Origin of the sequence: Flaviflexus equikiangi, from assembly GCF_014069875.1 — a bacterium.
Lineage (GTDB): Bacteria > Actinomycetota > Actinomycetes > Actinomycetales > Actinomycetaceae > Flaviflexus > Flaviflexus equikiangi.
Genome location: NZ_CP059676.1, coordinates 1,092,246 through 1,118,484, shown reverse-complemented (window position 1 = coordinate 1,118,484; position 26,239 = coordinate 1,092,246). Strand labels below are relative to the sequence as shown.

25 protein-coding genes are annotated in these 26,239 nt (G+C 56.3%); 9 read left to right on the top strand and 16 right to left on the bottom strand.

Annotated features, from left to right (window positions below; genetic code table 11):
* Positions 1 to 50 precede the first annotated feature (50 nt).
* From H2O75_RS05240 to H2O75_RS05230, 3 genes are all read right to left on the bottom strand, one after another.
* Positions 51 to 1,397 (bottom strand): replication-associated recombination protein A, encoded by a 1,347-nt coding sequence (locus tag H2O75_RS05240; protein WP_182174600.1) that lies wholly within the window; start codon positions 1,395 to 1,397, stop codon positions 51 to 53.
* 157 nt (positions 1,398 to 1,554) lie between these two features.
* Entirely contained in the window at positions 1,555 to 2,676 is a 1,122-nt protein-coding gene (locus H2O75_RS05235) for an SPFH domain-containing protein (RefSeq protein WP_182174598.1), read from the bottom strand.
* Between the two features lie 18 nt (positions 2,677 to 2,694).
* Complete coding sequence (locus H2O75_RS05230) at positions 2,695 to 3,261, bottom strand: hypothetical protein (RefSeq protein ID WP_182174596.1); 567 nt, start codon at positions 3,259 to 3,261, stop codon at positions 2,695 to 2,697.
* 490 nt (positions 3,262 to 3,751) lie between these two features.
* Between H2O75_RS05230 and H2O75_RS05225 the strand changes: the two genes are divergently transcribed.
* Complete coding sequence (locus H2O75_RS05225; protein ID WP_182174594.1) at positions 3,752 to 3,922, top strand: hypothetical protein; 171 nt, start codon at positions 3,752 to 3,754, stop codon at positions 3,920 to 3,922.
* Here H2O75_RS05225 and H2O75_RS05220 read toward each other — a convergent pair.
* From H2O75_RS05220 to H2O75_RS05210, 3 genes are all read right to left on the bottom strand, one after another.
* Entirely contained in the window at positions 3,919 to 5,010 is a 1,092-nt protein-coding gene (locus H2O75_RS05220) for an O-antigen ligase family protein (RefSeq protein ID WP_182174592.1), read from the bottom strand. The two genes, H2O75_RS05225 and H2O75_RS05220, sit on opposite strands and share 4 nt — an antisense overlap.
* 19 nt (positions 5,011 to 5,029) lie before the next feature.
* Positions 5,030 to 6,169 carry a dTDP-4-dehydrorhamnose 3,5-epimerase family protein gene (locus H2O75_RS05215; protein WP_182174589.1) on the bottom strand — a complete coding sequence of 380 codons (1,140 nt, stop codon included), beginning with the start codon at positions 6,167 to 6,169 and terminating at the stop codon, positions 5,030 to 5,032.
* A 449-nt stretch (positions 6,170 to 6,618) separates the two neighbouring features.
* The gene (locus tag H2O75_RS05210) at positions 6,619 to 7,404 is read right to left on the bottom strand and encodes an SGNH/GDSL hydrolase family protein (RefSeq protein ID WP_220462796.1); all 786 of its coding nucleotides are present in this window, start codon (positions 7,402 to 7,404) and stop codon (positions 6,619 to 6,621) included.
* A 163-nt stretch (positions 7,405 to 7,567) separates the two neighbouring features.
* Here H2O75_RS05210 and H2O75_RS05205 point away from each other — a divergent pair, with 163 nt between their 5' ends.
* From H2O75_RS05205 to istA, 5 genes are all read left to right on the top strand, one after another.
* Positions 7,568 to 8,962: a tyrosine-protein kinase domain-containing protein gene (locus tag H2O75_RS05205; RefSeq protein WP_182174583.1), complete on the top strand. Its 1,395-nt coding sequence runs from the start codon at positions 7,568 to 7,570 to the stop codon at positions 8,960 to 8,962.
* A gap of 150 nt (positions 8,963 to 9,112) precedes the next feature.
* Positions 9,113 to 9,904 carry a Mu transposase domain-containing protein gene (locus H2O75_RS05200; RefSeq protein WP_182174580.1) on the top strand — a complete coding sequence of 264 codons (792 nt, stop codon included), beginning with the start codon at positions 9,113 to 9,115 and terminating at the stop codon, positions 9,902 to 9,904.
* Positions 9,905 to 10,226: 322 nt separating this feature from the next.
* A complete protein-coding gene (locus H2O75_RS10825; protein ID WP_220462795.1) occupies positions 10,227 to 10,655 on the top strand; it encodes an ATP-binding protein in 429 nt (142 codons plus the stop codon).
* The gene (locus tag H2O75_RS10820) at positions 10,612 to 10,932 is read left to right on the top strand and encodes an ATP-binding protein (protein WP_220462794.1); all 321 of its coding nucleotides are present in this window, start codon (positions 10,612 to 10,614) and stop codon (positions 10,930 to 10,932) included. Before H2O75_RS10825 ends, H2O75_RS10820 begins: the two co-directional genes overlap by 44 nt.
* Positions 10,933 to 11,106: 174 nt before the next feature.
* Positions 11,107 to 12,207, top strand: a complete 1,101-nt coding sequence (gene istA / locus H2O75_RS05190) for an IS21 family transposase (RefSeq protein ID WP_182174578.1) — start codon at positions 11,107 to 11,109, stop codon at positions 12,205 to 12,207.
* Here the strand turns inward: istA and H2O75_RS05185 are convergent.
* A protein-coding gene (locus H2O75_RS05185) for an IS3 family transposase (RefSeq protein ID WP_182174576.1) occupies positions 12,168 to 13,390 on the bottom strand; the annotation gives its coding sequence in 2 pieces (ribosomal slippage) (positions 12,168 to 13,105 and positions 13,105 to 13,390; 1,224 coding nt in all). The two genes, istA and H2O75_RS05185, sit on opposite strands and share 40 nt — an antisense overlap.
* 45 nt (positions 13,391 to 13,435) lie before the next feature.
* Between H2O75_RS05185 and H2O75_RS05180 the strand changes: the two genes are divergently transcribed.
* Positions 13,436 to 14,008: a Mu transposase domain-containing protein gene (locus tag H2O75_RS05180; protein WP_374971581.1), complete on the top strand. Its 573-nt coding sequence runs from the start codon at positions 13,436 to 13,438 to the stop codon at positions 14,006 to 14,008.
* Positions 14,005 to 14,157: a hypothetical protein gene (locus H2O75_RS05175; RefSeq protein ID WP_182174569.1), complete on the top strand. Its 153-nt coding sequence runs from the start codon at positions 14,005 to 14,007 to the stop codon at positions 14,155 to 14,157. Before H2O75_RS05180 ends, H2O75_RS05175 begins: the two co-directional genes overlap by 4 nt.
* A 39-nt stretch (positions 14,158 to 14,196) precedes the next feature.
* Here the strand turns inward: H2O75_RS05175 and H2O75_RS05170 are convergent, their stop codons facing one another.
* Positions 14,197 to 15,441, bottom strand: coding sequence for an IS256 family transposase (locus H2O75_RS05170; RefSeq protein WP_182169453.1), 1,245 nt, complete (start codon positions 15,439 to 15,441; stop codon positions 14,197 to 14,199).
* A 125-nt stretch (positions 15,442 to 15,566) separates the two neighbouring features.
* On the opposite strand from H2O75_RS05170, the gene H2O75_RS05165 reads away from it, so the two are divergent.
* Positions 15,567 to 16,202 carry an ATP-binding protein gene (locus tag H2O75_RS05165; protein ID WP_182174566.1) on the top strand — a complete coding sequence of 212 codons (636 nt, stop codon included), beginning with the start codon at positions 15,567 to 15,569 and terminating at the stop codon, positions 16,200 to 16,202.
* A 662-nt stretch (positions 16,203 to 16,864) separates the two neighbouring features.
* Here the strand turns inward: H2O75_RS05165 and H2O75_RS05160 are convergent.
* The 8 genes from H2O75_RS05160 to H2O75_RS05125 all read right to left on the bottom strand — a co-directional run bounded on the left by H2O75_RS05160 (position 16,865) and on the right by H2O75_RS05125 (position 26,136).
* Positions 16,865 to 18,214 (bottom strand): hypothetical protein, encoded by a 1,350-nt coding sequence (locus H2O75_RS05160; protein ID WP_182174563.1) that lies wholly within the window; start codon positions 18,212 to 18,214, stop codon positions 16,865 to 16,867.
* 51 nt (positions 18,215 to 18,265) lie between these two features.
* A complete protein-coding gene (locus H2O75_RS05155) occupies positions 18,266 to 19,135 on the bottom strand; it encodes a glycosyltransferase (RefSeq protein ID WP_220462793.1) in 870 nt (289 codons plus the stop codon).
* Positions 19,136 to 19,434: 299 nt separating this feature from the next.
* Complete coding sequence (locus H2O75_RS05150) at positions 19,435 to 19,908, bottom strand: acyltransferase (RefSeq protein WP_182174557.1); 474 nt, start codon at positions 19,906 to 19,908, stop codon at positions 19,435 to 19,437.
* A gap of 167 nt (positions 19,909 to 20,075) precedes the next feature.
* Positions 20,076 to 21,158, bottom strand: coding sequence for a hypothetical protein (locus H2O75_RS05145; protein ID WP_182174554.1), 1,083 nt, complete (start codon positions 21,156 to 21,158; stop codon positions 20,076 to 20,078).
* 235 nt (positions 21,159 to 21,393) lie between these two features.
* Positions 21,394 to 22,593, bottom strand: coding sequence for an oligosaccharide flippase family protein (locus tag H2O75_RS05140; protein ID WP_182174551.1), 1,200 nt, complete (start codon positions 22,591 to 22,593; stop codon positions 21,394 to 21,396).
* Positions 22,594 to 22,842: 249 nt separating this feature from the next.
* Positions 22,843 to 23,982, bottom strand: coding sequence for a non-hydrolyzing UDP-N-acetylglucosamine 2-epimerase (wecB, locus tag H2O75_RS05135; RefSeq protein ID WP_220462792.1), 1,140 nt, complete (start codon positions 23,980 to 23,982; stop codon positions 22,843 to 22,845).
* 1 nt (position 23,983) lies between these two features.
* Positions 23,984 to 25,114 carry a polysaccharide biosynthesis C-terminal domain-containing protein gene (locus tag H2O75_RS05130; RefSeq protein WP_182174545.1) on the bottom strand — a complete coding sequence of 377 codons (1,131 nt, stop codon included), beginning with the start codon at positions 25,112 to 25,114 and terminating at the stop codon, positions 23,984 to 23,986.
* Positions 25,111 to 26,136, bottom strand: a complete 1,026-nt coding sequence (locus H2O75_RS05125) for a polysaccharide biosynthesis protein (protein WP_182174542.1) — start codon at positions 26,134 to 26,136, stop codon at positions 25,111 to 25,113. Before H2O75_RS05125 ends, H2O75_RS05130 begins: the two co-directional genes overlap by 4 nt.
* Positions 26,137 to 26,239 lie beyond the last annotated feature (103 nt).

Here is a 26,239-nt window from a genome sequence, read left to right as displayed (position 1 = left end):
ACCTTGTGGCTAAGGCCCCAGGGAATTGCCGAAGCAACCGCACTAGCCTATCACTGCTCACCATCGACAATGGAACGGTACTTGGCCAAGCGGGGTGTGATCTGCGCTTCGTAGCCGTTCTCTGTGGGCTCGTAGTAGCGGGTGCCCGCCAGTTCATCGGGCAGGTACTGCTGGGTGACGATGTGGCCCGGATAATCGTGGGCGTAACGGTAGCCCTCCCCCGCGCCGGTCTGGCGCGACGCCCATACCGAGCCGTCACGGAGATGGTTCGGTATCGTGCCGATCTTCCCTGCCTTGACATCGGCAATCGCGGCATTGATCGCGTTGTAGGCAGCATTCGATTTGGGTGCCGTGGCGAGGTGGACAACTGCTTCCGCAAGGATGATACGGGCCTCGGGCATGCCCACGAGGGCAACGGACTGGGCCGCGGCGGTTGCTGTCTGGAGTGCGGAAGGATCCGCCATCCCCACATCCTCGGCGGCAGAGATCATGAGCCGTCGTGCCACGAACCGGGGGTCCTCCCCCGCCTCCAACATCCTGGCCAGGTAGTGCATGGCGGCATCGACGTTGGAGCCTCGGATGGACTTGATGAAGGCTGAGATCACGTCATAGTGAGCATCCCCATCCCGGTCGTAGCTCATCGCCGCAACATCGATCGCCTCGGAGACATCCTCGACGGTGATGGCAGTGTCCTGGCGGGCCGCGGTCGTCGCGGCGGCAGCCTCGAGGACTGTCAGGCTTCGGCGAGCATCGGATCCTGCTAGCCGGACGATCATGTCTTTCGATTCGGGAAGCAGGCTGTACTTGCCGGCCAGCCCCCTCTCGTCGGCAACTGCACGCTCGAGGAGCTGTCCCACGTGCTCGGGGCCGAGCCCGTGCAGCGTGAGCATGATCGAACGGGACAGAAGCGGGGTCACTATCGAGAACGAGGGATTCTCCGTGGTCGCGGCGACAAGGATGACCCAACGGTTCTCAACCGCTGGCAGGAGAGCATCCTGCTGTGTCTTCGAGAAGCGATGGACCTCATCGATGAAGAGGACTGTCTCTGCTCCGGAGGTGGTGAGGTGGCGGCGGGCTTCGCTGATCACGGCCCGCAGATCCTTCACGCCGGCCGAGACGGCCGAGAGCTCGACAAACTTGCGCGAACCAGTCCTGGCAATGAGATAGGAAAGAGTCGTCTTGCCCGTGCCGGGTGGCCCCCAGAGGATCACGGACGATGGGCCGCTGTCTCCCGAGTGTGCGTCGATGAGCCGGCGAAGCGGAGAGCCCGGGGTGAGGAGATGATCCTGTCCGAGCACATCATCGACCCCACGGGGCCTCATCCGGACAGCGAGGGGCGCCTTCGCATCGCTCGGGATCCCCTCGGGTTCCATTCCCGCATCATCGAATAAGTCCACGAGCCCAGTGTACCGACAGGCAGGGAATATCCCTGGTTGCGGGCACATATGCAGGAGCACCGGCCTATCAGTCGGGATGTCCCTGATCGCGGGGACAGGAGCCTGTACCGCGAACGCCGCTCATCGATCGGAGCCCGGGGAGCAGGGTGATGATGGGCTACAGGCCCATGATCTCCTTCTTCTTCCTTTCGAACTGCTCCTCGGTGAGCAGCCCAGCATCGAGCAGGTCCTTCATCTTGCGGACGGCCTCGACCTGCTCATCGAAAGACAGGGAAGGTGAAGCGGATTCCATGCGGGTGTTCCGGGGGTCGAGGCTGCGTGCCAGGTTCATGCCGAACAGCAGTCCCCCACCATCCCCCAGACCGTGCCGGCCCACCCCTCGCGCGACCTGTTGCTGCGCGGCGATATCGGAGGTGGCCTGATCCACTCCTTCGTAGGCGCGGACACTCATGCGCTTGCTCGAGAACTCACGAACGAGGTCCCGCGAGTCGTCGGTGAACTCGATGTTCTCGATGCCGACCTGGATGACTTCGAGGCCAAACCGTTCTGGCCAGGATCCCGCACCGAGGCGTTCTGAGGCGATCTGACCGGCCACGAGATGTGCCTGGGACGGCAGCTGGGAGATCCGGTGGGTGGCGGACAGCGCGTTGAGTGCGGCAGCGAAGGATTGGACGAACTCGGAGATGAGCTGCCGGCGGGCTTCGGCGGAACCGAAGTCGTATCGGAAAGTGTTCGGCGGGATAAAGCTCCGGACGAAAAGTACCGGGTCGATCACCCGGACCGAGAATGTTCCGAACGCTCTGATCTCCAGGTCCGTGTCATACGACAGGTCGTGGAAGACGAGCGGGCCCCGTGTGCCAAACTTGATCCCGCGTATCTCCCGAAGGTTGAGATAGGCGACTCTCTTGTCATCCGAGGTCTGGCCCCCGAAGGCGAACCGTGCCCCGACCTGGTCGATGACGGATTCGCCGAAGCCGCTGCCGTCGAACATGGAACTCTGCCCGTCCCAATACTCGTACCCGCCCGGCTGGGTGATAACCGTTTCGATTCCGCCCTGGCTGAAGACGATCGCGGCCGTGTTCTCCGGGACGAAGATCTTCGACCCGTTGGTGATGACTCCCGCCGACCCCCTGTTCGCTCCGCGGCCGTTGTTCGAGGTTCGCAGCTGCCCCGGCGCGAGAACTGTCAGTTCGTCGAAGACGCCCGGTGCGATGATGTCTTTCCACTGGTCCGCCAGGGTACTGGTGATAGCGCCGGTGAAAGCTTGGAAGATAGTCATTGGTGTATCGCTTTCTCGTTACAGGGTTGCCGGGCTGTCGCAGTAGCTGCAGATCGTCACTTTCCCCTTGAGCCCCGATACCGGTGCCCCACACGATCCGCAGGTTCGGGCAACGGTCGCAGGCGGCGCAGCCGCCTGCGACTTGAATCCAAAGGCAGACTTCAGGGTGTCCACGGTGTCCCTCATCGTGTCTGCCACGACCGCGGAAGCCGAGGAATCAAAAGCATCCGGCGCACCGCCGGAACCAGAGACGAGTTCCTCGATCTTCTGGACCACATATTTGGCTTCCCGCTTGTCCCGCAGGCCGAACTGGCGGGCACCGTCACGGAACCGGATGTCGATGTTGTGGAGGCCGTTCGGCTTCTTCCCGAGCTTGACCTGAACCCTGCCGTCGATGACGACAACAGTTCGAAGGCTATAGACGGTCGTTCCCTTATCTCCGCCGAACATCCCTTTTCCATTGATGACAATGTTGCGGGTGGTCAGCACGAGCTCGTGCGTCATTCCCGGCAGGGACTCGCTGGGCCAGACGTTCGCGACCGTGTGGACGTGCGCTTCATCGCGGCCGTACTCGTAGTTCGCCACTGGCTCTCCTTTGATACCAATCGGCGTCGACAGATCTGATGGTCAACGCTCGGGGCGTATGCTCCTCCATCGTAGTTGAAAGCCACCTGCTTGTGTCATGAACGCCGATGCGTCTTCATCCTCCCCGCGTCCGCTCAACTCCGCAGAAAAGCCGGGTCGAGAGACGCCGAACACTCGGGGAGGTGACAGTGCTTGGGACAGGGAGATGACTGCCTGGGAGAGGGACATCGGACTGCTTGGAGCAGGGAGATGACAGTGCATGGGGCTGGGAGAGGGCGATGCCCGGGACAGGGAAAAGACAGTGAAGGGACACGGAGAGTGAAGCGGATGTAGCAGGGAGTGGGCGATGCCCGGGACAGGGAAAAGACCGTGCTGGGGACACGGAGAGTGAAGCGGATGTGGCAGGGAGTGGGCAATGCCCGGAACAGGCAATCCGGCACTGGAACATAGAGTTTGCAGGACAGGAGATGGGCACCCTCAGCCAGCGAAGATGCGCACCGCCACTTGTTCCTCGATTGCCGCCCGCAGCTCACGGAAAGAATCATGGCAGGTAAGCCTGCGCCTCACTGAGGCGGAATGCGACGAGAAGCTGCCGCACGCCGGTGATGAGGGCCGACTGGCTCGAGGGCAGAAGCAGCTACTCCTGCCCATCGGACTCTAGCGACGATCCAGCGTATATCGGGCTGCTCCAGCCCAACCGATCACGAGGCCCGCCGTGATGGCCACAACGGGGAAGTCTTCAAGATGATCAATGGTCGAGTGGATTGCGAGCGCTGTCCATCCCGCCATCGCAACCAAGGCGATCGGCCGACATGCCTGGGAGGCATAGATGAGCCCAGCCAGGATGAGGAGCACAAGCAGAAGCACTCCGATGACACCGAGCTCTGCACCCGTCTGGAGGATGAGCGAATGGGCGGCTCGAAGATGTGGGGTAGTCGAGGCGAGTTCTGAATACTCTGTGAACGATCCCGGACCTGAGCCGATCACCGGGCTCGTGGCCCACAGGCTCAGAGCATCGCTCCACAGCGTGTGCCGCGCACTGCTCAGGCTGCCGCCTGCCGAGAGATATGAGGGCCAGTCGTTTCGGTGACCCAGATAGATGACAATGGCACTGGCCACTTCGCTGAGGAAGAGGGCGAGGATAACCACGACGCAACGCGGCGGGCCGCTCTGGGTGGCTATGGCCGTCACCGAGATGACGAGGATACCGAGAAGGAGAACGAAAGCCGCTTGGGACTCAGTCGCAAGGACAATGCCGGTGATCCCGGCGATAACGGCCACGAACTCGTGGAAGCGCGGCAGAAACACCGTTCCCCCATCCCGTTCCACCTTTTTCGATGCCCAGGAGAGGAACCTGTCGGGGGATCCTGCTTCTGCCGGGTTCCAGGGATCGACCGCTACGGCGTTGTCATTGATCGCGCGCAGATCAAGCGCTGCCATGACTGCCAGGGAGAAGAGAAGATAGCCAACCGCCGCACTCGCATTCGCGTAGATCGGGATCGACAAGAGTGTCACGGCCACGGCCGCAACGAAGAAAACGATGGAGTTGCCGCGGACCCACATCACCCGTGCATAGGTGCCGACACAGACACCGAACAGAATCATGCTCGGCGCAATGAGGTAGGGAGAGGCCGGGAAGAAGGAGCCGCGCGCCACCTGGGAGATCAGAGCCCAGAGAGCGCCGGCCACAAGTGTTGAGACAAGGAAAACGGTCGGCCACCAGGATCGCGCAAGCGGGGATCCCGTCATTCGACCACTCTCATCGGTACTAGTGAGCACGGTCAATCATCTGTTCTAGTCGAGGAATGATGGCGTCGATGTGGGTATCGATCTCCGTGGCGGCCTTGAGCGCGGCAACCTCTCCCCTCCGGTAGGGATCGGCAACCTCGTCTCGCGGCCCAGTGCCACGATTGCGCCACAGGTAGTCGGTGACTTCGCTGAGCTGAAGCTCAGCCGGGGCGGCAGAGATCTCTCGTGCAGCGTGCCCGATGACGAACGTCTTCCGGGCAGCACTCGGCCACTCATCGAGAATGTAGCGGCGATGCTCCGTCCCCATCGTCAGGATGAGATCGGCTGCATCGACGATATCGCGCGTGAGCTGCCGTGCGACATGGCTCCGGGAGTCAGCAACACGATCAGCGAGCTCTCCCATCGGCGGGTCGATCGGATCATCGACAAGGCCATGGATACCAGCCGAGCTGAACTCGATGCCTTTCGCTCCCCGCGCCCTGGATACGACATCGGCGTAGGCGGAGCGGCAGATGTTTGCCGTGCACACGTAGAGAACATGGAAGGGCTTGCCTTCGCGCACCTGCTCGCCGGCAGCAGGCTTCGTCACGTTGAAGGTTGAGGCTCGGCGAGAAAACTCCATGTCTTGGGACAGCGCGGGAAGTGCCCGATCCCTGTCGTTGACGATGGCACGATCTTCACCGATCGGCCATGGGACCGATATCGCTGGATCGAAGAGATTCACTCCCTTCGAGCGGTCGCGTCCCTCCTGGGTCCAATGCTCGTTCAACAGGTAGCTCAATGTTGTCCCTGCCTCGAGGACCTGGTGAGCGTTGGCAACGCCACGTGGGACGAGCACGGACGTGCTCGGGTCAAGCTCCCGGTAGACGATCTCCCCATAGGAGTCGCCCTGACGCAGGTCAATCCAGGCACCGAAAACTCGCCCGGAGATCACGCTGATGAACTTGTCCCAGGGTTCGGCATGAAAGCCGCGGGTCACACCGACTGTGGTCAGGTGGGTGATGTTGTGCTGCACGGGTTGGAAGCCCGGGAAACCTAAAGCGGTCAGCTTGTCGTGGTGCCAGTCCTCTTTGAACCAGCCATCATCGTTTGCACGTACGGTGAGCTGGACGATCTTGAGGCCCGGGATCTTGGTTGAACCAACGACTACGTCCTGCATGAAAACTGCTCCCTCATCCGTGAACCTCAAGAGGTTCGCTAGCCGGCGCCTTAAGGACGCCGGCTAGCTACTGAAACGACTAGCCTCGAGTATCTCAGGTGTGTGGCCGTCAACGAGACAATCTCGCCTACTGAGCGCTTCTGCGATATTTGTAGCACCCCGCATAGCAAAAAGCGAGACACGGGGTCAAGAGCGATGGGGAGTAGTCACCTCAGCCGATTTCACTCCAAAGGCCACCTTGCCCCCTAGATGGGAGAAAACTGACTTCCTCTTCGGATAACAGCATCCGAATAGGAAACCATGTGCCCGGGAACAGGCCGTGTCTAGGCGATCTTGTCGGCATACGGAAGCAACACCCACCGCACGCAACACTCACTGCACGCTTGACCTTGGGCGCGTCGCCCAGCTTTCTTCTAAGAAGGTGCGAGCAGCGATCTGTGAGGAGGAACCTACTGTTGGATGACCCCGTCGAGAGCACCCTGCACGGTGGCGGCAATCTGTGACTGGCTTTCAGCGCTCAGTGTCACGGAATCACCGATGCCGATGTAGCCGAGGTCAACGAACAGCCCTCCCACAGCTTCAACGCCGGAGAGAACGGACTGCACGTGCAGCGGAAGCCAATCAGGAACGGTCTCCGAGGCCGCTATCGGCGATAGGGCGATGATCGTGGCCTCCGGCAACGCTGCACGAAGTGCCTCGAAGTACTGGGCCGCCGCAGGTCCGATCGGGACATCCCCATCAGCCGCTCCCCCGAAAGTGATCACGATATCGGGAGCCTGTGCGGCTACGGCTTCCACGGTTCCGGGGAACGGCTCACAGGGCGAGTTGTCACAGACTCGAGGAGCTGTGAGGAATCCCCTACCGGGGGCAGAGAGGTTCACCACCTCCCATGACTCGTTACCGGCGATCAAGTTCACCCACGTCTGCTGAGCCGGATCATCGCTCTCCACGGAATAAGAATCGCCGATCACGACAACCTTCGTTGTTGTGATGACCGGCTCGGGCTCTGGTTCAGGCTCTGGTTCGACCGATATGTCCTCGGTGGGCTCCTGCGTGGGCTCCGGTTCCTGTGTCGCTGTGGCCGTTTCGAGCAGATCCTTGTCGTACGAGCCAGCATCTGACGGCGCTGATGGTGGGGTTAACGCCACCACGCTGAGGATCACCGCAATGACAGCAAGGATTACTAAACCTCCGGTGGACAATAGCGTGTCGCGGCGTAGAAGTCTCGTAGACAAATCCCTATCCTTGCTTCTGGTGTTTAAGTTCGGCGTTGTTCCTCACACAGGAAGAGAACCCTCCCGCTCTGTGAGAGCATAGTCGAGAATAGATTCTCATAGTAATGCGAGTCTAAGCTCGTAAAGAAATATCAAAGCAAGTTAAAAGGACGCAGGTTTAAGTATGGAGCTTCAACAGTATCTCAAGATTTTCCGTGATTACTGGCGAAGCATCGTTGCGACCCTCCTTCTCGTCGTCGCTGCCGTGGCGGGCTATACCGTGCTCCAAACTCCCGTCTACAACGCCTCCGCCTCCGTGTTCGTCATCGTCGAGAGCGGCGAGACCGCGGGCGAGCTCTCGCAGGGCGCCAGCTATGCGGAGCGTCAGGTCCAGTCATTCGTCCAGGTCACCGAAACAGCTGTCGTTCTCCAGCCGGTCATCGACGAGCTGGGCATGGATACGACACCGAAGGCACTGGCCGGCAGGATCTCCGTGACCTCCCCCAACTCGACGTCACTCATTTCCGTCTCCGTCAGCGGCACAGACCCCGCGGAGATCGCAGAACTTACTGATGCTGTCGCAGCCAGCCTTGTCACGACCGTGAACGAACTGTCGCCGACAACCATGGAAGGCCAGGGCCTCGTCCGGGCAACAGTCATCGATCCCGCAGTCGTTCCGTCATCGCCTTCTGCGCCGAAGCCTCTCACCAACCTTGTCCTCGGCATCATGCTTGGCGCTCTTCTCGGCTACGGCCAGGCGCTCCTGCGTTCCGTTCTCGATACTCGTATCCGCACCACGGCAGATCTGGAAGAAATATCCAGCACTCCAGTCCTGGCGACAATCGGCCATGTCAATGCCAATGCGAAGCCCTCTGAACAGCACGCACACGCAGAGGCATACCGAAGGCTGCGCACCAACATCTCCTTCATTGGACTGGGTGGAGAGCGGCGCTCATCGCTCGTTATTACGTCAACGATGCCAGGTGAAGGCAAGACACAAACGTCAGTGAACCTGGCGAAGGTTCTCGCACAATCGGGCGATTCCGTTCTTCTCATCGATGCTGACCTTCGACGCCCCCAGGTCGCTGCACGCCTTGGTCTCGATAGCGAGCTAGGGCTGGCAGATGTTCTGACGCGCAGAGGTACTCTCGCTGATCTCACCATCCCGGCGATGTCCAACCTCTGGGTTCTCCCCGCTGGAACGGTTCCCCCGAACCCGTCAGAGCTTCTCGGTTCAAAAGCAATGGAATCGCTGCTCCAGGTTGCGGAGCGAGAGTTCGACCATGTCATCATCGACACTCCCCCGGTCCTCCCCGTCACCGACGCAACAATCCTTGCCTCACGCACCGGCGGTGCAATCCTCGTCACTCGCGCCAACCAGACCCGCGACGCTCAGGTCGAAGCAACCCTCGAAACTCTCGAGACTGGATCCGCAGAAGTAGTCGGCTTCGTCCTCAACGACGTTAGCGTCTCAGCACTCAACGATCGCTACGGTTACTACTCTGAGTATTCGTCGGGTACGAAGCAAACCGACAGTAGTCGTAAAAAGGCCTCGCTTCGGCCGCGACACGAGGGTTAACAAGTAGAAATAGGGCATCTGAAAACTGGTGTGATCGCTCGGCCCCGGGAGGGCGAGATCGTCTTGAATGATTCCTACCGTGAGCTCGCCAGACATTACTCAGCAGCAGTGCTCCCAGCCCGGGTGGGGAAACCCAAAGACAAAGCGAGTGTGGAGAACACGGTCTGGCACGTGGCCACGAGAATCAACGCCAAGCTCAGAGAGCATTCCTTCGCTTCTCTTGCGCAGCTGCGCCAAGCAATCCACGTTGAGCTCGAAACTTATAATGCTGAGCCCTTCCAGAAGCGTGCAGGCTCTCGCGCGAGTGTCTTCCGCACCGAGGAGGAGCCCCTGCTGCGGCCTTTGCCACCTGTGCCGTATGAGATTGCTACCTGGGTCTATGGCCGTAAAGTCGCCAAGAACTCTCACGTGGTGTGGCAGAAGAACTCCTACTCCGTGCCGTACCCCAATATCGGTAAAACGGTTGACCTACGGATCACGCCGACGATGGTGGAGATCTACGACGGTCATGATCGGCTCACCAGTCACGTCCGCGTCCCCACCGGGACCAGCGGCGTGTACCGCACGCATGACGGCGACCTGCCTGACGGGAAGGGCTATCAGCCCTGGGACGAGCACCGCGTCCGTGACTGGGCCACCAGGATCGGACCGAACGCCCTCACGGTCGTTGATCGGATCTTTGCCGCTGTCCCAGTCACAGAGCAGGGCCTGGACCCCGCGCTGGCAGTCCTGCGCCTATCGAGGCGATTTACTGCCGGTCGGGTAGAGGTCGCCTGCAAGATTGCCTTGGAGGCCAACATTCGTTCCCCACGCTATAGCCACGTGCGCCCGATCCTCGATACCGGACAAGACAAAACCAGCACGACTGTCTCCTCCTCTTCGGGTGAAGGTGGCGGCTATGTTCGCGGGGCGGCCTACTATGGCGGAGGCCGATCTAAATGACGATGCTCGATACTGAAACGAAGAACAAAATGCGCGACATGGGAGCCGAACCTCTGCTCGATGCTTTGAGCGCTCTTGATGACGGGCTCACCGGAAGAAGGAACGCATCCCACCCGGAGAACGCTCTCGTGCCGCAGCAGCCCAGCTCACCGGCCCCACACGGTCTGCTGAACCGGCTCAGATCATTGACCTATCAATCTATGAAGCGATCGCACGAGGGAGGAACACCCTGTCATGACCCTCGAAGCCAACACTGTTTACGAACAATTACGCCAACACCTATCGGCATTGAAACTGTCTGCCACCCTTGACGCTCTTCCCCATGGACCAGGCCATAGCCCAAGAGCTGACACTGACCCAGACCCTGGAAAAGCTCTTCGCGATCGAACTCAGCGCTCAAGAAGCACGGCAATTAGCTGGCAGGTTCCGGTTTGCCAACATCCCCTCCGGGCTCACCCTGGACGCGTTCGATGTCGACTATGCTTCCGGCATCGACCGCAACCTCCTCCACGAGCTCGGAACGTGCAGGTTCATCCACAATGCCACCAACGTCTTACTCGTGGGTCCGCCCGGAGCGGGTAAAACCCATATCGCTGCAGGCCTTGGGCACGCGGCAGTCACGGCCGGGTACCGGGTCTACTTCACCACCGCCGCTGACCTCGCAGCACGCTGCCACCGGGCCGCGATCGAGGATAAAATGGTCAACAATGATGAGATTCTTCGCCGGCCCCTCACTCCTCATCATCGATGAACTCGGCTACCTCCCACTGCCCGCAGAAGCCGCCTCCGCGCTCTTCCAGGTCATCAATCAACGCTACCTAAAAACCTCGATCATCCTGACAACAAACCGGCCCGTCGGCGCGTGGGGAGAGATCCTGGGCGACACTACCGTCGCAGCCGCAATGCTCGACCGACTCCTCCACAGATCCGTCGTCATCACTCTCGATGGTCCGTCCTACCGCCTCCGTCACCACACCGACCAAGCCGACGAACTCAGACGAGCCACCACCGGCATCAACATACGCTAATCTGAGACCGCGGCCTGGGGAATTTCAATGAGCACAACCGGGGAAAACCAATGAGCGCCATCAGCGTGGAGTTGATAACGTGAAAGCGGATAATCAGTAACGGTTTTCAGGGAAGCTTCTAGGTATCTGTGGTCAGTGACGATCACAGAATTCTTGGAAGGAAGGTCATGTTCGATGACTGACTATAAGCAGATTATGAAGCTGTTATTGAAAAACACATCCGTCGCTCAGATCAACTTGATAGTGGAATGCTCAAACACGTCGATTGGCCAGGCCCGAGCGGTCCTCGCTCAGACAGAGATGGACGCTGATGCTGTTTATGCCTTAACCGATAGTCGGCTCCAGGAGTTGTTTCCTGATGGGCGTCGCGGACGCCGTGCCGACTTTGTCGAACCCGACTTGGAGGCAATTCTGAAGGCTTTGAAAGGCCCGAAGAAGCCGACATTGAAGGTGTTGTGGGTGAAGTACCTGGACTCCACACCTCAAGGTGGACAAATTCATTATAGTTACCGACAGTTCTGCCAACTGATCCGCGATCACACTCAACGTCATGACCTGGTTGCTGTGATCACCCATGAGCCCGGACAGGAGATGTATGTCGACTGGGCCGGTGACCCCCTGCAGATTCTCGACCCAATCAATGGGACAAAGACAAAGGCCTACCTGTTCGTGGCGGTGCTGCCGTTCTCAGGGATCATCTTTGCGCGGGCTTATACGAATATGCGGATGACAGCATGGCTAGACGGTCACGCCCAGGCATTCACCGCGTTTGGCGGGGTCCCTGAGCTCGTGGTCTGCGACAATGCGGCGACCGCAACGTATCGACCAAAGATGAAGGACGCTCACCGGTCAATCACCGCAGGCTATCAAGACTTCGCCCACTATTACGGGACAGCAATCGTGCCAGCCAAGGTATATAAGCCACGCTATAAAGCAGCAGTAGAAACCGCGGTGAGAGTCTGTCAGACCTGGATCACTGAGTATCTTAGCGATCAGAACTTCGCCACCCTGGCAGAGCTCAATACTGCGATACGTGACCGCCTGGCAGCGAATAATAATGGCCCCTTCCGCGGCGCAGATCAATCTCGTCTAGAGATTTTCACTCTTGATGAGAAGCCGTTCTTACAGTCACTGCCGAGCACGGCCTGGCAACACGTCGAGCTCAAACAGGTGAAAGTCGCCAAGAATTACCATGTTCTGATTCGGCCTGGGTTTAGTTCCGGCCGTTTTTCCTGTCACCGGACTGGTGTCAGGCGGGATTCTTGTTCAGTGTAGTAGGCGGTCTCGACCTCGAGCGGGCTGCGGTAGCCAAGTTCACCGTGGAGGCGTTTGTTGTTCCACCACCACACGTATTCCAGGGTTGCCAGCTCAACTTCTTCCACGGTCTTCCACGGCCCGCGCTGACGAATCAGTTCGGCCTTGTAGAGAGCATTAACCGATTCAGCCATCGCGTTGTCAAAACTATCGCCGACGGTCCCGGTAGAGGGCTTGGCGCCGAGTTCATTGACCCTGCTGGTGTAGACCAGGGACATGTAGTTCGAGCCGTGATCGCTATGATGGATCACTCCATCAAGGTCACCGTCGTTTTGCCAGGCAGCCATCTCCAAAGCTTGCAGTGGCAGCACGTCAGCTTTCAATGTCGAGGCAACATTCCAGCCGGCGATACGACGAGCGAAGACGTCGATGATGAAAGAGACGTAGGCGAACCCGGACCAGGTGGCGACATAGGTGATGTCGCAGACCCACAATTGGTTAGGTCGGTCAGCAACAAACCGGCGCTCCACCAGGTCCCCGGGCAGCGCTAAGCCGGAATCAGGGATCGTGGTGAAAGCCTTCTTCGACCTGCGAACACCTTCAACGTCGGCGAGTTTCATGAGCCTGTGAGTCTGATCGCGGCCGATGTCCCAGCCCTGTCGTTTCAGGAGCGCATGCATCTTGCGGCGTCCGTAGACGCTGTAATGCTCTTCGTGCAGGCGCTGGATCTCTGGAATCAGCAGCTCGTCTTTCAGCTGACGGGCTGACGGGGGCCGGCTCTTCGCGGCACGGTATCCACGGGAGGTGATAAATCCACGGACTGCCCCACGAAGCGTGGCGCAGAGGAACTCAACTCCGAAACGATCACGATAAGTATCGATGAAAGCGATCATTTCGTCCGTGGCCGGTCGAGTTCCTTCGCGAAAAATATACTCGCAGCTTTAAGCACCTCGTTAGCCTTGCGCAGCTCAGCGTTCTCACGCTCCAGTCGTTTATTCTCGGCGACTAAGTCGGTCGTCACGCCGGGCCTTTTACCGTGGTCGACTTCGGCCTGCCGGTGCCAGGTTCGCAGGGCCTCTGCGCCTACCCCGAGCAGGTCCGCGACATGACGGACCGCGGCTGTGCGAGTGGGGTGATCGGGAAGAGCCTCGGAAACCATCCGCACCGCACGCTGCTTCAGTTCGGGGTCATACTTTCTGGGCATAATGTTCCTATTCTGCTATAAAGCACGGAACTAAACCCAGGCCGAATCATTCATATCCACGGACATTATTACTCTGTCCCACCTGTCCACGTGGGAGCTATGGCCGACATTGTGATCACCGAGGACACAGTCCACATCAGTATCAACTCGAACCTGGTTGCCAGCCATGAACGCTACCGGGGACGAGTCAGTAGCCGTTACTCCACTGACCCGTCCCACGTTCCTGATCAACATAAAGACACAAGCGCCCTGTGGTCACGGCAACGCTTTGTCGATCGAGCTAGTCGAATCGGGCCCCACACGAGGCAAGTCATCGAGGACCTGTTCGACACTGTTGAAGCAGATGCCCAAGCTTTCCACGCATGTAATGAGATTCTAAACCGCGCCAGCGCCGGGCGCGGACCTCGTCTAGAAAATGCCTGCCGTCTGTTGATCGAATCAGGACGACGAGTCTCCAAAACCGCGGTCAAGGACTTCTACACCCAAACCACCTTCAACCCTGGCCAGGATTCACCCCGAGGACTATCAACCCAGACCACCACTCCAATCACAGCAGGAATGGTCCGCGGCGCCGATGCCTACCGCCTCCCCACGACCGGTACGGAGGTAGAGGCATGAAACTGAAAAGCACCGTCATCGACGACGTCGATGCGCTCTTCACAAAGCTAAGAATAAGCCGCTTCCGCGCCCGCCTAGAAGAACTCGGTGACGACCCAGACTGGGTGAATATGACCGCTGCTGAGGTGATCGTGGTCAAGTCCCTTTGAGTGGTGTAGCCGGTGTTCCTTCGGTTCTTCAATTAGTGGTTAGGCGGTCAGTTCGAGAGGATCGTCGCTCACCTCGTCTGTGGTCTCGGGAAGCATGTGGAGGCGGCTTCTGGCGAGAACGTCGAGGCTGAGGTAGCGGCGCCCTTCGGCCCATTCATCGGTCTGCTCGGCCAGGACCGCACCGACCAGGCGGATGATCGCCTCTCGGTTGGGGAAGATCCCCACCGAATCGGTGCGGCGACGGATCTCGCGGTTGAGGCGCTCATTGGGGTTGTTGGACCAGATCTGGGCCCACACCCCGGTCGGGAAACCGGTGAAGGCAAGGATATCGGCACGTGCGCCGTCCAGATGATCGTGAGCTTCAGGGAGCTTATCGCCGACGTAGTCCAAGAGCCGGTCGAATTGGGCGTGGACACTGGCTGCGTCGGGCTGGTCGTAGACCGAGTGCAGCATCGCTTTGACTGCCGGCCAGTAGCTCTTGGGGCACACGCTCATCAGGTTCGCGGCGTAGTGCGTGCGGCATCGCTGCCAGGACGCACCCGGCAGGTTCGCTGCGACCGCCTCGATCAGGCCCGCATGAGCATCAGAAGTCACTAAACGCACGCCGGTCAGGCCGCGTGCGACGAGGTCGGCGAAGAAGGAGTTCCATGCCGCCCCGGTCTCACTGGTCGCAACCCGCAGGCCGAGGACTTCACGCCTACCATCGGCATTGACGCCGGTAGCGATGAGGACGACCGCGTTAATCACACGCCCGCCCTCGCGGACCTTCATGGTCAGCGCGTCAGCAGCGACGAACGTGAACGGGCCGGCCTCATCGAGCGGGCGGTGACGGAACTGGTCCACGTGCTCGTCCAGGTCAGTAGCCATGCGCGAGACCTGCGACTTCGACAGGGAATGAATACCCAGGGTTTTCACGAGCTTATCCATCCGCCGAGTGCTGACGCCGGCGAGGTAGCAGTCAGCCACGACCGTGATCAGTGCTGTTTCGGCTCGTTTTCTGCGCTCGAGCAGCCAGTCGGGAAAATATGTGCCCGATCTGAGTTTTGGGACAGCAACATCCACTGTGCCGACCCGGGTGTCCAGGGGCCGGTGGCGGTAGCCGTTGCGCTGGGTGCGGCGGTCGGGGCTGGGCTTGCCCCATTCCGCCCCGACCACGGCATCGGCGTCTGCTGAAAGCAGGGCGTTGATCATGGCCTGCAGCAGATCGCGCATCAAGTCCGGGGATGCTTCGGCCAGGGCTTCACGGAGCAGGCCTGCAGGGTCGATAATATGAGGAGCGGTCATCGTGGCGATGTCCTTTCGAGTGGGAAGTAGAGAGCTTTCTCGAAGGATCCCACGGTGACCGTGTCCACGTCAGCAACGACGCTCACGACCACCCCGGGGGCTACACCACTCTAAGGGGCACTACTGTGATCGTCGAATGTTTGGAAGCCGAATTCCTCGGCAGACGCGAAACCAATGCGCTGAAGCTGATCAAACAAGCACGCTTCCCCACCCCACACGCTCACATCAACGACATCACCTACCTCACCAGCAGAGACATCACGAAGCCACAAATGACCTCCCTGGCCCAATGCGATTGGATAGAAACCGGACGCAACGTGCTCTTACTCAGTCCCACAGGAGCGGGAAAGTCATACATCGCTCAAGCACTGGGAATAGCCGCCTGCCAAAAGCAGTACAGCGTCGCGTTCACACGACTCAAAGAGCTCGACTACCAACTCCAGCTCGCTGACACAGACAAGGAGAAGTACCACCGGATCCTAGCCCGATACAAAGACGTTGACCTAGTAATCCTCGATGACTTCTTCACCACCCCGATCAGCAACCAGACCGCCTACGACCTGTTCGAGATCTTCGTTGCCCGCACCGACGCCGGCCGTTCAACAATGATCGCAGCTCAAAGTGAACCAGCTGACTGGTATCAAGCATTCCCTACCGAGATCTCTGCTGATTCAACCCTGTCACGGATCACCACAGGAGCGACCATCATCAGGCTCGGCACCGCAAACATGCGCGACCATTACTCAATAGACAACGACTGACCCCAACGGCTCGGGGCCAGTAACTCCAACGGGCCCCGAGCACCGTTACTAAATGCCCGCGCCACCCGTTCCCCTCCAACGCGCCACCCCTACTAAACAAACGCCCTAATCAAGCATAAGAAAACCAATCAAAAGACTGTCCGAAAAACCCACAGCAGCCCAACATCCCGTGGGCGGCTGCGATCACGCGGCCTGATTATCCCTGGGAACGAAGCTCTAAAATCAGCTTCGACTAAATCTTTCGTACCATGGGTACATGCTCCTTTCGTCGCGCGACCAATCCACGCGACGGAAGGAGCCTAACCAGGGTGACTCTCCAACACGCCATAAATGGCTCTCACCGCCACCATCGACGTGAACGACCACTGGCTCTGGCCCGCACCATGTCCGGCTCTCACAACAACGAATATTCACTTTGGACTTCGACGAGCGTCATCACGCCCTGGAATCCATCGGTGATCCACTAAATCAAATCTTCAAGTTTAAACCACACTAGCTAGCCTAAATTGATCGTGGCGAAGATAACTCAAAGTATAACCGACGCTCCCACGCCTAGACTCCCTCCAGCTGCTCCTGGCCACTTTCGTCATAATCAGGAAGATCAAATCAGTGCTTTCGCGCTGAACTCCACCGTTGATAGAGTCCACCGACACGCACCATTCTCAAGCGCTTCTCGGGTTGGCCGCAGGAAGCGAATGCCCTGCAAGATGAATTGCCGCAACGGCTGACACATAGATCCAGACAGAGTCGAGTGGAGGTTGAGCGGTAGCTACTGTTAGAAAAAGAACCATAAGTGGACCGAGAAGAAATCGCTTGTTTGGATGAGACCTCAGCGGCATCAAAAGTGCCAAACCTATCGCCACAGCGAATGGGGCACCGTACGCCGCGATAGAAGCGACTAGATTCAGCCCGCCGATGTCGTCAACGGCACCGCCACCCAGCAATGGCGATTCAAATAATGCCCGGAAACCTGCTCTTGTCGCACCCTCCCTCTCCGCTACAGATCCTGGATCGCGAGATACCTTTTCGCTTAACCCAATTACGGGCGAATAGATAATTGACCAGACTCCCACCCCAATGGCTATCGTGCCAGCAAAAAGACGGAGTACCTTCCTCTGTACTGAGAAACCGCTTCCAATGGACGAATAGAGAAAAACAGCGATCCAAACGGAAATGAAAATCGCCGCGGATGCCACTGAAAAAGTAACGAGAATGCCAATGACGAGCAGTGTTCGACACAACTTGTCGTGCTTCAATCCAAGCATAGGAACCAGGAAGTACGTAAAAGCGAACCACATGCCCATTAGACCTGGCTCACGAGCATAGCCTGTCAAACGGGGCCAGTTCGAACCCCAAATCTCCTGGGTTCCGAGCGTAGTCGACATAGGGAAATAGATGTCCACCCCACTTGCAAAAGGCAGGACACCGACGAGGCCACCACCTATTCCAACAATCCCCCACACAAGCATGGTAATAAGAAAAGACAGAGAGCAGACAGCTGTAAGGTAGACGAGAGCCTTCCCGAATATTCTGGCCCGTCGAGCATCGGCGAGAACCACGTTGGCGGCAAGAATTGTTCCGAATGTTAGCGTAAAGGAAGCGATATAAACACTAATCGCCTTGTCACTATTTATTATGATCGCTCGCAGAAAGATCCACGCATAAGAAATCGTTAGCCATAGCATCAGAGAAGCCAGCGATAATCCGTGGGAAACCTCCGTACGACGGGCCCGCAAATCTTCGAGGACGGCTGGAAATACCGCGACGAGAGCGAAAGTCAGACCGAGGAAAGCGACTTCATCACCGAACAGGTTCGGTCTACTGAAAGGTAAAGCGTACAACAATACCACAACAGAGGCCAAAATTGGTCGCCGAACAATCAACAGAACGGTGACTAAAAATAGAAGCCCTAGAAAGAAAATTGCGGGTTCAGATGCTGCCAAGACAACACCAGTGCCTATAGTCATCAGCATAAATGCTATTGCTATGGACAATAGAGCGCCTCTTGTCATTTCTGCTCCACCTTATCCCTAACGAACATAAATAGTTAGAACATGGCCGGATTATGCTGACAAAATAGCATTTGCAATCCGTTCAGCATGAACATCGCCGGTCCAATTCACTGATATTTCTCTGAGACACGACTCCGCGTATTCGACTCGCCCATTACTATCAAATCGATCTTTCCACTTAAGAATCTTCGCCTCTAAGTCAACGATGTTCCGCGGATCATACAGAGATCCCGTCATGCCATCAATGACAGCCCGAAACTCGGGTCCTTGAACGAAGGGATCGCGAGAGGTGATTACGGGCACACCATGTGACAGGCTGTTTATCACTGTAAGGCCTGCCGCCTCGGGGATGACCGTGAGGTGCAGCTCTTTGTAGATGGACTGGAGCTCGATCGGGTCATAGACGGCACCCAGAAACTCGACTCTCAAGTCCATTTGATCACTTAACTCTTGCAGTTCCTGACGTACTGGGCCCTCACCTACAAGCACGATCTGACATCCTATCCCACGGTTTTTTATCTTTTTTACAGCGTGGAAGAGGAGGTCAAAGCGTCTGGACTCTTGGAGTCGAATCACTGCACCAACCCTGAGACAATTCTCAGAGTATGGAAATGACTCGGAATTTAACTGTGGGTTAGCTTTGATGTCATGGCTGTTACCGACGACGGCCATCTTCTTTGCTGAGAATCCCGACCTGCAACCGATATCGCGCCCGTCGACACCGTATAGAAGTAGCTTATGGCTAAGGTTGTAGAATGTTTTTCTCAAAAAAGACTTGAAACCGGTTTCGGGACGGTGCCATCCGATCGTCCATAAGAATGACTTGCGTCCTCTCAGCCGCACAATAATCTGCCCAATCCAGGTGCTCAAGTATTTCCAGTCGCCTAGGAATATCACAGCATCATAATTCTGTTTCAGCAACAAGGACAGTAGCCCTGACTGCCACAGAAATGGCCCGAACCAGCGGTTCTTAAGTCTATGAAAACTCCGGACTTTGTCTGATGAAATTGTTGGGATAGAACCATCTTTGGAGCGAATATCGGACGCAAAAGATACGCTCAGCTCTTCTCGATTCTCCAACGCCTCGAAGACAGCCTTGCGGTAATGCGGTAGGTGTTGGTAAACAATGAGAGTTCCGGTCGGTTGCACTGAAAGGCCTCTAATCCTCGATGGGGTAAGCTCAAATATTCTAAGGAATCGGGGTGGAGCTGACCGTTTCCCTAACGCTTGCGAACTAAGCGCGCTGGTACTCCAGCATAAACCGATCCGGGCGGCACATCTTTGGTTACCACGGATCCGGCACCTATTACAGATCCGTGGCCAATTCGAAGATCTCCGATTATCACGGCACCGAAGCCAATTAAGTTATCTCCTTCTAATACGATCTTTGCCGGGAAGCGCGAAGCCTGGCAACGAATCGGTTTGTCAATGTTATCGAATTCGTGATCGTCGCCGATAAATGCTACCGAGGAAGAGACTAGTGAATCTGCGCCTATTTCTACATCGGCCATGACTGTAACGTTCGCACCTACCCCAACGTGTTCTCCGAGCGACACCTTGGCACCTCTAACGACTCTAAGACCGGGTCCGATGACAACGTTTTTCCCGATAGTCAGCCTACCCGGATTCGTAAGCTCGGCGTGTGCTCCTCTATATTTTCTCACTATTTTCGTTGCAAAAACTTCAAAAATCACATTATTCCTAACTTTTCAACTGGTTACGGGCAAACAAACTCCGAACCAGGTAACTGCGGTGCTCACCGAGACAACAGAGCTACCCTCACCTAGGTCCCAGCAGTGCTGTGACCTAGGTGAACCTCATATAACCGACGGAGTCCAAGCCACGTCGAAGACGGCCGCACTCAATCCAACAATGCTGAGAGGAACTGTTCAGGTCCCAACCCGGGCCGGGGAGGTGGTGGTGCGGAATCCAACCTCTTAACCATCTCGCGGACAAGCTCACCATACTCTATTGGAATCCCAGGGTATCCAGTTATGCGCTCAATAAAACGTTGTTGCGATTCAGGGCCTGCACCGATTGAACGAACGCCTAAGGCTGCTGTTTTCCCCAAAGTCGAGCTCGGGCCGTAGACACTTCCATAGGCTGCGACTACGCAATCCAAAGATCGGATTGCTACATTCATTTCATAATTCGAATGCAGGACGAAGTTGGTCGCAAGTGTCAAATTATCTTCTTCAACGACGTTGGTGAGACGTTCCCATGTTACATCCGAAGCCTTCCATGGCCCGAGGAGCGCTAACCCAACTGGCCTTCCAGCTCTGCGACCCGCCTCAACCACGGCTCTAGCTATCAAAGTGGTCTGTTTGGCTTCGCTAATAACTCCTGTAACACCGAACCAAAACCTGTCGCTAGTAATATTATTGCTTTCGCGGTAGCGACGGGCATCCTCTGCGATCTGGACAGTTGTACCGTCCAAGAGAACTGGATCGTTAGCGTGGCGCACCGTGCCACGGTGGCCTGGCTCCCGTAGCCAGACAATCTCTGAATTGTTTCTCTTTTCCGCGAGGGAAAAAAGAGCTAACTTCAAAAAAGTGCGAAAGCGCGGGATTGTCCTACCGACTATCTCCCAACGAGGATCGCTCATCATTAAGACGCGCAACGGAGGGTATCGTTTACCCGTTGGGCCAAAGGCCAAATCCAAAACATAAGAATTTCCGTTTGGTATGATCACTCTTCTCGAACCCACCTCATGTGCCAGTCGTTTCAGCTCCCTGACGGAAACTCTTTCGGGTAGTTCGACAACTTCGAATTCTTCCTCCAAGTGCCTTAAGTGTCGCTCATACTCCTCTGACCCCAGAACTGAGCTGGTGAGCGCCAAGATGGGTCTTAAACCCCGTCCGAGGGCACCTTCTACCAGAACTCTTACGTAAACTAGGCGGTGGCCTGAACCTGAGTTTTCAGCGATAAATACTATGTTTGACACAAGTATCCTCCAGTAATAACTTTGTCAGAGAACTTTCCGAGATGATTGTGCGAGACCAGAGTATGTCGATTGATATACCAGTCACTGTCGCCTAACACAATTGGACACCGGGGGTAGGGTCGCAGACGAGTGTTTCTCTCGCTCGCCCCTGATCGAAAGATACCCAGATGACTCGGTTCGTTGCGGAGTAGCATTACGACATATTTCGCTCGGTATCTAAACTCGTTTGCGCCTTTCAACTCCTCCTCCAAACTTTTAACAATAAGAGGCAATAGCTGATAGACAGTAGCGTTTGAGCAACAAAAGAAGCTACAGCCAATCCCAGCGCGCCGAAATGAGCGACCATTGGAGGAACTAGTACTAGCTGAACCGCAACAGTGCAACCGAGACTGATCGCAACACTCCGCTCTCTGCCTCGAGCCTGCAACAGCACTTGGGCGACTTGCGAGAACGCGCTTAAAGCAGCGGCAAGAGCGAGTACCTGTAAGACGCCGGTCGAAGACGCAAATTCCTCGCCTAGCACCAAATTCACGAATGTGCCAGCAAATATGAACATAATTGCAGCGATGGCGGCCGAAACGATTGGGATCCAAAGTGCTCCACGGATTCGATGCCAGATATCATCTCTGTCCTTGGCCGCCGAAACGACTGGGTTCATGATTGCGGCAAAAGCTCCTGTCGCCAATGTAATTGGCATAGTCCATCTTGAAACAGCGCCATAGATGCCCGCGACTGCCGGGCCGACGACTGCATTCGCAATCAGAACATCGGTACTCTGTAACGAGATTACAGCCGTAGAAAGACCGTAGTATCGGCTGCCGTTCCACAGTCTTCTCCACGCGATCCTCCGAAAGCTTGGCTTTAACTCAGAGGCAATGCTGGAGGCCAGCACCAACATGACGGTTGAACCGCATAAGTACCCTGCCGCAAAAGCAAGTTCCGGCGTTAGATCCGTGAAATACACGGTAGTTCCAAAAACAACAGCGAGAATCATCCTCTCGGAGAAGGACAGAACACTGAGTTTCATTCCTTTGTGTGTAGCCACCAGGCACACCTGTGCAGTCTGGGAGAATACTGAAGCCAAAAGGAACGCTGGCGCAAGCATTAGTATCCCTTGCACTCCCAAAGCTAGCCCCAGAGCCAGCATGACGCATGCGGAAATGACGCCGTAACAAATTCTGGCCGCATTTCGGCTCGCAAACTCAGAAGCCGTCAGCCTCTGGGCCGAATACTCTCTGATCATCAAAGAGCCTGCACCGAAGTCGATAAGCCCAGATGCTACCGTAGCAAGGGCCATGGACGATGCAACGATGCCAAGGCGCTCAGCGCCAATTATTCTGGCTAACACAGCGAGTACCAAGACCATCACTAGCTGCGCCATTGCCCGGCCCGCGGACAGCACTACGGCGTTTGACGATAGAGAGAAGTTCTTCATTTGTTTCCTGGCTTACGCCACGGCTCACCTCTGGCTCAAGATTGTACTGATCGGGGGGGGCTCGGGGATGCTGTAGTAGTGGTAGAAATTTAACGGCGACAGAATTTTACTGGTACCTCCAGAACGACGAGTACTGCGAAGGATCGGAGACCAAAATTACAAATGGCAAACGAACACCCAAAAATTCTTGGATAAGGATGAATAGGGCGCCGCTTGGCAACACTTCAAGAGTCAGTCATACCATTCGGACTACATCGACTTTTGTCTGATGCCAGCCCTTAGTGCATGGGTCGAAGCAGTGGACCTCAAGAAACTCACAACTCTTCTGGCCGAATCCGATACCTGGTAGTCTGTCGGAATCGAAGGTCGCCCACGATCGGCGTATTGGCTCAAAACCAACGAGACTGCATCTACTACGTCATTGGGCTCAGTACCTGACAAGACGATACCACCGACATCAACGGCTTCTGGTCTCTCTATGGCATCTCTGAGCGTGACAGCGGGAAATCCTAATATCGTGGATTCTTCCGAAATTGTTCCCGAGTCCGAAACGACGCAAAGCGCGTCCTTCTGAAGTCGTACGTAGTCACTAAAGCCTAATGGATTATGGAAAATAATGGTCTCTGGCACTTGGAATTTCGCAGCATCCAACCTCTTTCGAGTTCGAGGGTGGGTAGACACAAACACCGGTACACCATATTCACTGGTAAGTGCTTTCAGAGAGTTCACTAACGCCTCAAGGCGAGAAAAGTTGTCGACGTTCTCTTCCCTGTGGATACTGGCCACGATGTATTCACCTTTCACCAGATCCAAACGCGATAAGATGTCACTCTTCTCTATACGGTGACCATAGTGATCGAGAACCTCTCTCATAGGAGATCCTGTAACGATAATGTTTGAAGGTCGGATACCCTCCGCCAATAAGTTACGTCTTGAATGTTCTGTATAGACCAAGTTATAGTCTGCTACATGGTCAACGAGGTGCCGGTTAATTTCTTCTGGGACATTTGGGTCAAATGATCGGTTTCCTGCCTCGAGGTGATAGACAGGAATAGACATCCGTCTAGCGATCAGGGCCGAAATGCACGAGTTAGTGTCCCCCAAAACTACCATTGCGTCTGGCGTTTCCTCCAGTAATACGCGCTCTGTCCCGCGCAAGACGCCGGCAAGCGTCGCACCTAGGGAGCTTGTTTCAACGTCTAAAAGATGATCTGGGTGACGAAGGCCCAGGTCTTCAAAGAATACTTGGTTCAGCTCATAATCATAATTCTGTCCGGTATGCACCAAGACATGTTCGGTGTGTTTCTCGAAAGCGGCGATAATACGCGAGAGTCGAATAATTTCAGGTCGCGTCCCAACGACCGTCATCACCTTCAGTTTTCCAGCCATGTCAAACATTCTCTCTTACAGTGTCGGGTTGGGTTGGGTCGAAGAGTTCATTGATCCAAAAAGAAGTCAGCAAAGTGTTCGATCCAATGTTCACGATCTTATGTGGCCACAGTGTGGGCATATCGATCGACGTGGGCTGGTCACCGCTGACCTTGAACTCGATGACCTCATTCGAAAATAACTTCCGCATCGCAATGACTGCTTCGCCTTCGATCACCGTGAAACGTTCGATTTTTCTCCGGTGAAAGTGCTGGCCACGTGTTACATCTGGGGCTGTCGTTGAGAATGAAGACTGGCTTTGCCCGCCATGGCTACGCATCGTCTCAACGAAGGTCCCCCGACTGTCGGAGTTTAGAACGTGAGTAAATGCGCGCGCGCCATTTGGTATATAGGAGCGATAGGTATTGAACAGATCCCGGACAAACGGATCCGAGACATCGGGTATTTCACCATTCGAATAGATGTCGGCAATGTCCTTCAAGCGCTCCAGGAGTTCCGACACGAGAATTCGCTTACCGAGATTCGAAGCAAGATCTAGCCCGGCGCTCCCTGTCAAGAGATCCGCAGCATTCTGGGCATGAAGGAGAGTCAGTTCCTTGTCATCGAGGACCTGAGGCATCTCGCCATCCACAAGCAATTGACAGAACGTGGAGGTAACTGCGTTGTAGAAGGGTTTCCCGTGTTCACCAAACAAGTTGGGAAGTCTAACGTCAGTAAACTCGAGGCCTAAGTCGGCGGCAGTCGAATGAAGAATATCCGCTGCTCGAGCTTTCGACTCACCGTAGACGGTACCGTTCCCTGCTTGGGTTGAATTGGCGAAAACGATGGCAGGTGGCGGACTGTTGAGTTGACGCAAAGCTTGCGAAATTTGGTCCGCGAACAGGATGTTGCCATCGGCAACCTCGGATTCTGACCCACGGTTGACCCCTGCGATGTGAATAAGACGGGCTGAACCCTCGAGAGCTTCGGCTGTCGTGTGCGCATCGAAATTACTACCTACTCGCACGCGCAGTGCATCAGAGCCAGCGGCATGCAGAGCTGCTCTAGTGTGCCATCCTAGGAAGCCATCGGCACCTGTCAATACGGTGGTTGCAGAGGCATCGGAACGTGTCTGATTTGAAGAATCTCTCATATAGTGCGCTCCAGAAGTGAACGAACCTCCGGGAGTTCGAGGAGAAGCGTCTTCGTATCTTCGACCGTTAGCCTGAGCGTATTCTCGGATGTATAGTCCTCGTTGCGACCGATCTCAGTTCGCCCCTCATCGAAGTAGAGCTCGTATTGTAGTGAACGCGCGTCGAGTGGAACCCTGAAATAGTCGCCTTCGTCCGATGCTTTAGCAATCTCTTCGCGACTGAGCAACGTTTCATGCATTTTCTCCCCGTGACGAGAACCAATAACGCGAATCTCGGGGTCATCGACTCCCAACAGGGATGCTACGGCACGAGCAAGTACTTCGACGGTTGCCGCTGGTGCCTTCTTCACGAAAAGATCCCCGGCTTTAGCATTGCTAAATGCGTGCTCGACTAAGTCTACGGAGTCTGCAAGGGACATGAGGAATCGCGTCATCTGCGGCTCTGTAAGAGTCAAGGGCTTCTTATCTTGTATCTGTTTCACGAATACTGGAATCACGGACCCTCTCGAATACATGACGTTCCCATATCTCGTGACCGAGACCGTCATTCGTGAATCCGCGTAATTCCGCGCATATGCTTGAGCCGTCTTTTCCATCAGAGCTTTGGACATTCCCATCGCATTAACTGGGTAGACGGCCTTGTCTGTGGAGAGACAGACTAATGAGCGTACGCCAGACTCGCTGGCTGCCTGGATCACGTTGTCACTACCTTGAATATTTGTCAGCACTGCCTGGCCCGGGAAAAACTCGCATGACGGTACTTGCTTTAGCGCCGCCGCATGGAAGACGTAGTCGACGCCCTGCATAGCAGGCAACACCGACCCCTTATCGCGAACATCACCGATAAAGAATCGAACTCTGTCGTCGTTGAAAGCACGACGCATTTCGTCCTGCTTCGCTTCATCGCGGCTCAAGATGTTGACTTGGGACGCCCCAAGGCCCAGCAAATGCTTCGCCATCGTTGATCCGAAAGATCCCGTCCCGCCCGTAATCGTCACTACCGATTCGGAAATTGTGCTCATAATCTACGACCTTCACCTAGCTTCTAGTTCGTACAACAATCGAAAAATACTTCCACTTCTGCTCACATCAAGTCCTTGCAACTTCTGCTGCCAAGTTCACAGC

What these genes read in the sequence shown, in the direction of transcription:
- H2O75_RS05170 (WP_182169453.1), bottom strand. Translation starts at nt 15,441, where the DNA reads ATGACCGCTCCTCATATTATCGACCCTGCAGGCCTGCTCCGTGAAGCC.
- H2O75_RS10820 (WP_220462794.1), top strand. Translation starts at nt 10,612, where the DNA reads ATGATGAGATTCTTCGCCGGCCCCTCACTCCTCATCATCGATGAACTC.
- H2O75_RS05175 (WP_182174569.1), top strand. Translation starts at nt 14,005, where the DNA reads ATGAAACTGAAAAGCACCGTCATCGACGACGTCGATGCGCTCTTCACA.
- istA (WP_182174578.1), top strand. Translation starts at nt 11,107, where the DNA reads ATGACTGACTATAAGCAGATTATGAAGCTGTTATTGAAAAACACATCC.
- H2O75_RS05125 (WP_182174542.1), bottom strand. Translation starts at nt 26,136, where the DNA reads ATGAGCACAATTTCCGAATCGGTAGTGACGATTACGGGCGGGACGGGA.
- H2O75_RS05235 (WP_182174598.1), bottom strand. Translation starts at nt 2,676, where the DNA reads ATGACTATCTTCCAAGCTTTCACCGGCGCTATCACCAGTACCCTGGCG.
- wecB (WP_220462792.1), bottom strand. Translation starts at nt 23,982, where the DNA reads ATGGCTGGAAAACTGAAGGTGATGACGGTCGTTGGGACGCGACCTGAA.
- H2O75_RS05215 (WP_182174589.1), bottom strand. Translation starts at nt 6,169, where the DNA reads ATGCAGGACGTAGTCGTTGGTTCAACCAAGATCCCGGGCCTCAAGATC.
- H2O75_RS05225 (WP_182174594.1), top strand. Translation starts at nt 3,752, where the DNA reads ATGCGCACCGCCACTTGTTCCTCGATTGCCGCCCGCAGCTCACGGAAA.
- H2O75_RS05130 (WP_182174545.1), bottom strand. Translation starts at nt 25,114, where the DNA reads ATGAGAGATTCTTCAAATCAGACACGTTCCGATGCCTCTGCAACCACC.
- H2O75_RS05220 (WP_182174592.1), bottom strand. Translation starts at nt 5,010, where the DNA reads ATGACGGGATCCCCGCTTGCGCGATCCTGGTGGCCGACCGTTTTCCTT.
- H2O75_RS10825 (WP_220462795.1), top strand. Translation starts at nt 10,227, where the DNA reads ATGGACCAGGCCATAGCCCAAGAGCTGACACTGACCCAGACCCTGGAA.
- H2O75_RS05160 (WP_182174563.1), bottom strand. Translation starts at nt 18,214, where the DNA reads ATGACAAGAGGCGCTCTATTGTCCATAGCAATAGCATTTATGCTGATG.
- H2O75_RS05140 (WP_182174551.1), bottom strand. Translation starts at nt 22,593, where the DNA reads ATGAAGAACTTCTCTCTATCGTCAAACGCCGTAGTGCTGTCCGCGGGC.
- H2O75_RS05205 (WP_182174583.1), top strand. Translation starts at nt 7,568, where the DNA reads ATGGAGCTTCAACAGTATCTCAAGATTTTCCGTGATTACTGGCGAAGC.